We start from the raw sequence: 1,377 nt of genomic DNA on the forward strand, positions 1-1,377 counted from the left end.
TTAGAACGAGTAGATGAACTGCGTCGCGAGGATGTCGTTGGACTTGCCGTACGAACCGTCGTTCTTCAGGAACACCTGCTTGTTGGCCCAGTCGTGACGATATTCGACCTTCACAGTAATCTGCTGGGTCGGATAGAACAGCACGTCGAGCGACACATCCTGGTGGATCGCACCCTTGCACTCGAAACCAACGCCGCCGCCCGCCTTCGAATTGGCGAGGCAGTCCGCGCCGATGCCGAAGCCGTCCGCCGTGTCCATGCCGTTCGAATTCAACGCCACGCCACCACCGCCGCCGCCGTTCTTGCTGTCGACCAGGACGTCATAGCGTGCCGTCGCGCCCATGCGCCCAACCACCGGCAGCGAGAACTTGCGGTGCGCGAGCAGCGACAGGCCATACCATTGAGCCTGGCCGCCGTTGAACGCGGCGTTCTGCTGCTGGCCGTAGTCGACTTCGGCGTTGTACTGGACATCCGCCTGGGTGTAGGCCAGGTCCGCTTCGCCGAAGAAGAAGGTGCCGAAGGCGCTCGATGCGCCACCGCCCACGCCATACACCGGGACCGTATTGCCGTTCACGTTCTGCGTGGAGGCCGAGAGTGTCTGACGACCGATGTTGAACGAGCCGCCCACATCCAGCGCGCTCGACCATGTGTAGTCGACGCGGGCCGTGAAGGTCGGGATCTTGTTGCTGCTCGTGATCGGGTCGCCCAGCGCGTTGGTGCCGGTCTGCACGACCGAACCGTACGTGCGGTACTGTTCGTTGCCCAGCATGAACTTCCACGCCCAGTTGCTGCCGTCGCCCGTGTAGTTCAAGCCGACGCCGACATAGCTGCCCGGATCGGAAAAGTCATACAGCAGGTTGTGCGTGAGCGTCAGCATCTGGTTCGACTGCTGCACTTCATAGCCGCCGAAGCTCGGCATCAAACCGGCTACGAAGGTCGTCGTCGCCGTCATCGGAATGGTCACGACGGCCGTGTTCAGAATGTTGTTGCCGATCTCGCCGTGCTCGTTCTGCAACAGCGTAATGCCATTGCCGCGGTTCGGCATCAGGGTGATCTCGGCCGACGGCGCCATCGGGCCGACACCGAAGGTCTTCTTGATGTCGAGGTACAGATCGCCGAACGTACTGTTGAAGTAGTTGTAGCTACTTTCGTGATTCGCGAACAGGAACGACCCGCTGCTTGCCGCGCGGTTATACATGAAGGTCGGATCGATATAGCCCGTCACCGACAGACCCGCGAGCGGACCTGTATTCTGCGCGTCCACCAGCGAATCGACCTTCAGCTGCTGGTTGGCGAGCTGCTGCTTCATCGAATCGACCTGATCGTTGCTCAGCGACGCGCGGGCCTTGCCGTAGTCCGGCGACGAGATGTCCACCGG

At 61.4% G+C, this 1,377-nt stretch carries 1 protein-coding gene; it reads right to left on the reverse strand.

Annotation, left to right across the window (positions count from 1 at the left end; genetic code table 11):
- Nucleotides 1-1,377: DUF3138 family protein (locus PQQ52_RS34585; RefSeq protein ID WP_408221518.1), on the reverse strand; the 1,377-nt coding region annotated here is incomplete at its 5' end.

The sequence above is a fragment of the Paraburkholderia sediminicola genome, from assembly GCF_046030555.1.
In the GTDB taxonomy this organism is placed as follows: domain Bacteria; phylum Pseudomonadota; class Gammaproteobacteria; order Burkholderiales; family Burkholderiaceae; genus Paraburkholderia; species Paraburkholderia sediminicola_E.